This window comes from Streptomyces sp. E2N166, assembly GCF_003671715.1.
GTDB classification, from domain to species: Bacteria; Actinomycetota; Actinomycetes; order Streptomycetales; family Streptomycetaceae; genus Streptomyces; species Streptomyces thinghirensis.
Genome location: NZ_RAIF01000032.1, coordinates 1340502 through 1345282 on the forward strand (window position 1 = coordinate 1340502; position 4781 = coordinate 1345282).

Annotated in this window: 5 protein-coding genes; 3 read left to right on the forward strand and 2 right to left on the reverse strand. The window is 72.4% G+C overall.

The window, feature by feature from the left end; all coding sequences use genetic code 11:
- Nucleotides 1-37: 37 nt before the first annotated feature.
- Together EBH09_RS32965 and EBH09_RS32970 are read right to left on the reverse strand one after the other, a co-directional pair.
- Entirely contained in the window at nucleotides 38-1102 is a 1065-nt protein-coding gene (locus EBH09_RS32965; protein ID WP_193776657.1) for an ABC transporter permease, read from the reverse strand.
- Between the two features lie 114 nt (nucleotides 1103-1216).
- On the reverse strand, nucleotides 1217-1810 hold the full coding sequence (locus EBH09_RS32970; RefSeq protein WP_121750497.1) for a DNA starvation/stationary phase protection protein: 594 nt from the start codon (nucleotides 1808-1810) through the stop codon (nucleotides 1217-1219).
- A gap of 210 nt (nucleotides 1811-2020) precedes the next feature.
- On the opposite strand from EBH09_RS32970, the gene EBH09_RS32975 reads away from it, so the two are divergent.
- The 3 genes from EBH09_RS32975 to EBH09_RS32985 all read left to right on the forward strand — a co-directional run.
- Nucleotides 2021-3136, forward strand: a complete 1116-nt coding sequence (locus EBH09_RS32975; protein ID WP_121750498.1) for a Gfo/Idh/MocA family oxidoreductase — start codon at nucleotides 2021-2023, stop codon at nucleotides 3134-3136.
- Nucleotides 3133-4062 carry a PmoA family protein gene (locus EBH09_RS32980; RefSeq protein WP_121750499.1) on the forward strand — a complete coding sequence of 310 codons (930 nt, stop codon included), beginning with the start codon at nucleotides 3133-3135 and terminating at the stop codon, nucleotides 4060-4062. Before EBH09_RS32975 ends, EBH09_RS32980 begins: the two co-directional genes overlap by 4 nt.
- A gap of 47 nt (nucleotides 4063-4109) precedes the next feature.
- Nucleotides 4110-4781, forward strand: a 672-nt coding sequence (locus EBH09_RS32985) for a cupin (RefSeq protein WP_121751123.1), incomplete at its 3' end; no start/stop codon positions are given.

Consider the following 4781-nt stretch of genomic DNA (forward strand, 5'->3'; position numbering starts at 1 on the left):
GACGGGGACGGGGCGGGCACGGAGGGGGACGCGCGGCTCAGGAGTCCGCGGCGTGCGCCGGCCGCTTCTCGCGGCCGCCGGGATGACGGTGCCGCCAGATCCAGAAGACCGTACAGGACAGCAGCGCCCACCCGCCCAGCACCAGGAACGGGAACGCGTGCTGGTGGTCCTGGAAGTACACCGCCGTGTGCTGGGCGTTGACCGAGGCCCCCGGCGGCAGCCACTGGCCGATCGCACCCAGCGGGGACGGCAGCAGCGGCCAGGACACCGCACCGCCGGAGGAGGGATTGCCGAGAAGCACCATCAGCCCCCAGGTCGGCAGCATCGCCCAACGTCCGAACAGGGTGTTGAACATGGTGAACACCATGCCGGACGCGAACATCGTGAGCGCGAGGATCAGCCACGACTCGACGAACGGCAGGTCGAGCGCGTCCAGCAGCCAGTCCACCGTCGCGGCGATGGCGAACCCGCCCAGCAGCGCGTAGGCGGCGGTGAAGAGGATGCGCTCGAACGGAGTCAACGAGCGCGCGTGCACACTCAGCTGGATCGCCCCGACGAAGCCGATGATCACCGCGGCCAGGGAGATGTAGAAGATCGCCAGTCCCCGCGGGTCGCCCTCCTGGAGGGGGTTGATGTCCCGGACGGTGACCTCGACGCCGGTCTTCCGCCCCACGACCGGTGCGGTGTCGGCCAGCACCTGCGCGACGGAGGCACCCGACGCGCTGGAGAGGTCGAGCACGGCGGTGCGTCCGTCGTCGCGCAGCTCGAAGATCGCGAAGACCTCCTGGTCCTGCATCGCCTCCCGGGCCTCGGCCTCGCTGCCGTAGGGGCGCACCTTGACCGAGGCGTTCAGCGCCTTCTCCATGCCGTCCAGAAAGGCCTGGCCGCGGGCCTCCTCGTACGAACCGACCACGGCCGTGGGGATCGAGTGCGGCGTCGGGTCCGCCATCGAGTAGGTGTACGAACCCGCGAAGAGGCCCGCCGCAGCGGCGAGGATCAGTACCAGTACGGTGGCCGGCCAGAACGGCGACTGCCGGAGCGCGGACCACCGCTGACCGCGCGTCGGAGGCTGGGCATGGGCGCCGTGGGACATGTGGGCCATGTCTCGGACGCTTCCACAGCGGGGACGAAAGGGCACCAAGAGCGCCGTCGCCCGGGGGTGTGCGGAGCGTGACCGAGACGTCTTGCGGGCCCGCGGAGGTCGCGTGGAACGGGATCAGGCGTGCACCAGCGGGGTGTCCACCAGATGCTCCGCCACGAACCACGCCTGCAGTTCGTTGGTGCGCACGACTTCGGAGACGAGGAGGTCGTTGGTGCCGTCGTCGCCGAGTTCCTGGGTGCGGCCGGCGGCGTCGTGGCAGTCGGCCAGGATCAGTTCGTGCGCCTCCAGGAGCCGCGAGAGCATCGACGGCACCTCCTCCACCCCGTCCGGCGGACGCGGCACGGTGGTGATCTCGGCGACGTGCCGTGGGTCGCCGATCGCCACGCCGCCGAGCGTCTGGACGCGCTCGGCGATGGTGTCGATCAGCTCCAGCTGCTCGCCCGCGTGCTTGTCCAGCAGCAGGTGCAGTTGGTAGAACGTCGCCCCGCGCATGAGCCAGTGGTACTTTTTGTACAGGTCGTGCAGAATCCGGGTGTCCGCCAGAACCTTGTTGAGCCGCTGGCAGGAGTAGAGGCGGGTCTCCATGGTCAGCGCCACGGGGAACTGCTTGACGGTGCCGAACTCCTGGATGGTGCGGCCCTTCTGGTGCAGCCAGGGCTGGCTGCCGTCGGACCGGTGTTCCACGGACGACGACTTCGGGTTGCTCACGCCTGAACTCCTTCGGGAGAGGACTGAAGACCGCGCCGGCGCGGTGCGACCGGCTCCGTCCCCCCGGGCGACAGTCGACCAGCCGTGTGCCGAGCCCGCAAACGCTGGGGGGTTGTCCGGACATTCGCCTTCCACTTAGGGTCTGCCGCAGTGCAAGCGCTTTCTAGCGGCGTGCGCGGCTGTCGTGCGCCGGTGTCCGAGGAGGACCGTATGTCCCCACGTCCCGCCCGCCGCCGGGTCGCCGTGGTCGGTACCGGTGCCATCGTCACCGGCAGCCACCTGCCCGCCCTCGGAGCCCACGCCGACCGCGCGGAACTGGTGGCCGCCGTGGACGTGGACCCGGCCCGCCTCGACGCCTTCCGGGCCGAGGCGGGCGGCGACGTCGCCGGCTACCCGTCGACGGGCGCCATGCTGGATGCCGTACGCCCCGACCTGGTGCTCATCGGTACGCCGCCGTCCCTGCACCGGGAGCAGACGGTCGCCGCGCTCAAGGCCGGCGCCTGGGTGCTGTGCGAGAAGCCGCTGTGCCTCTCGCTCGCCGAGTACGACGACATCGCCGCCGCCGAGGAGGCGTCCGGCGCGTACGCGTCCGTGGTCTTCCAGCACCGGTACGGCTCCGGCGCCGCGCACGCCCGCGACCTGATCGCGAGCGGCGAGCTGGGCGCCCCGCTGGTCGCCCACTGCCAGACCACCTGGCACCGCGACGCCGCCTACTACGCGGTGCCGTGGCGCGGACGCTGGTCCACCGAGGGCGGCGGCCCGACCATGGGCCACGGCATCCACCAGTACGACCTGCTGTTGCACCTGCTCGGCCCCTGGGCGGAGGTGCGGGCCATGGCGTCGCGCCTGGTCCACGACACCGAGAGCGAGGACGTCTCCACCGCCCTGGTGCGGTTCGAGAACGGTGCCCTCGCCACCGTCGTCAACAGCGTGCTCTCCCCGGACGAGGTGAGCCGTGTCCGCGTCGACTGCGCCGACGCCACCGTGGAGCTGACCCACCTCTACGGGCACCGCAACGACGACTGGACCTACACCCCGGCCCGGCACGTCGCCCCGGAACGGGCCACCGCCTGGCGCACCCCGGCCGCGGACGTGCCCAGCTCCCACACCGCGCAGCTCGGCGCGGTGCTGGACGCCTGGGACGCGGGCGAACGGCCCCCCGGCAGCGGTCCGGACGCACGCGCCACGATGGAGTTCGCCGCCGCCCTGTACAAGTCGGCGTTCACCGGACGGCCCGTCCTCGCGGGCGAGATCGCACCCGGCGACCCCTTCCACTCGGCCATGCACGGCGACCACCCCGACTGGGCACCCGAGGAGCGCGCATGAGCACCCTGAGCGTCAGCCACACCCACGGCGACCACGTCGCGGTCACCGCGGCGAACGGCATCGAGATCCTCCGCTACGTGTACCGCCCCGATCCCGAGAGCTTCGAGTCCCGCAAGCCCTACGCCCACCCGGTGCGCACCCTCGCCGGACGCCGGGTGACCGGGTACCGCCCCAGCGACCACCGCTGGCACAAGGGCCTGCAGATGACGGCCAGTCACCTCTCCAGCCAGAACTTCTGGGGCGGCAACTGCTACGTCCACGGCGAGGGCTACCTGCCCCTGCCCGAGCGCATCGGCTCGATGCGGCACGACGGCTTCGCCGGCTTCGCGGTCGAGGACGACCGGCTCGCGATCACCGAGAACCTCACCTGGATCGAGAACGGCGGTGCCGAGTGGGCCCGCGAGGAGCGCGGACTGACCGTCCACTCGGTCGACGAGGCGGCGGGTGCCTGGGTCCTGGACTGGTCGATCCGCCTCACCAACACCCGCGACGAGTCACTGGCGTTCGGCTCGCCGACCACCGCCGGCCGCGAGATGGCCGGCTACACCGGCCTCCAGTGGCGCGGCCCCCGCGACTTCACCGGCGGCACCGCCTTCGCCCCGGACACCGACGCGGACGCCGCCGGGCTGATGGGCACCCGGGGCCCGTGGCTCGCCTTCACCACCGAGCACGACGACGTCGACGCACACTCCACGCTCGTCTTCGCGCACGCGCCCGAGAACCTCGACGAGAAGGCCGCGATCCACCCCTCCCACTGGTTCGTGCGCGCCGAGCCGATCCCGTCGGTGGCGTTCTCCTGGGCGTTCTTCGAGGAGTTCGAGCTGCCTCCGGGCGAGTCCTTCGCCTACCGCTACCGCATCGTGGTCGCCGACGGCGCCTGGGACGGCGACCGCGTCGGGGCGTATCTGAAGGGGCTGCCGTGGTGAGCGACGCCAAGCCCGAACTTCCCCGTCCCCTGCCCGGCGCGGTGGGCATGTCCCACCTGAGCGCCTACGACTGGGCGGCCGCCGACGGCGTGTGCGGCGGCAGTCCGCATCTGCACCTGGTGTGCACGGAGGCGTACGTCGTCACCGGCGGGCGCGGCGCGGTGCAGACACTGAGTCCCGACGGCTACCGGGACATCCCGCTGGAGCCTGGCTCCCTCGCCTGGTTCACGCCGGGCACCGTGCACCGCATGGTGCAGAGCGGCGGCCTGCGCGTCACGGTGCTGATGCAGAACAGCGGCCTGCCCGAGGCCGGGGACGCCGTCTTCACCTTCCCGCCCGAGGTACTGGCCGACCCCGACGCGTACGCCGCCGCGGCCATGCTGCCGCCCGGCACGGGGCCGGAGACGGAGGCCGCGGCGCGCCGCCGCAGGGACCTCGCCGTCGAGGGCTATCTCGTCCTGCGCGAGGCCCTCGTCGCCGGCGACGCCGGTCCGTATCGGGAGTTCCAGCGGGCCGCCGCCCACCTGGTGCGCGACAAGGTGCCCGGCTGGCGGAAGCTGTGGCGGGCCGGCGCACTGGCCGCCGCCGAACGCACCGGCGCCCAGCTCGACGCGCTCCTCGACGGCCGTCCGGCTTACCTCGCCGACGCCACCGCGTACGAGGCCGCGCCCACCCGGCACGGCGGCTACGGCATGTGCGGCCGGCGCGACGAGTACGCG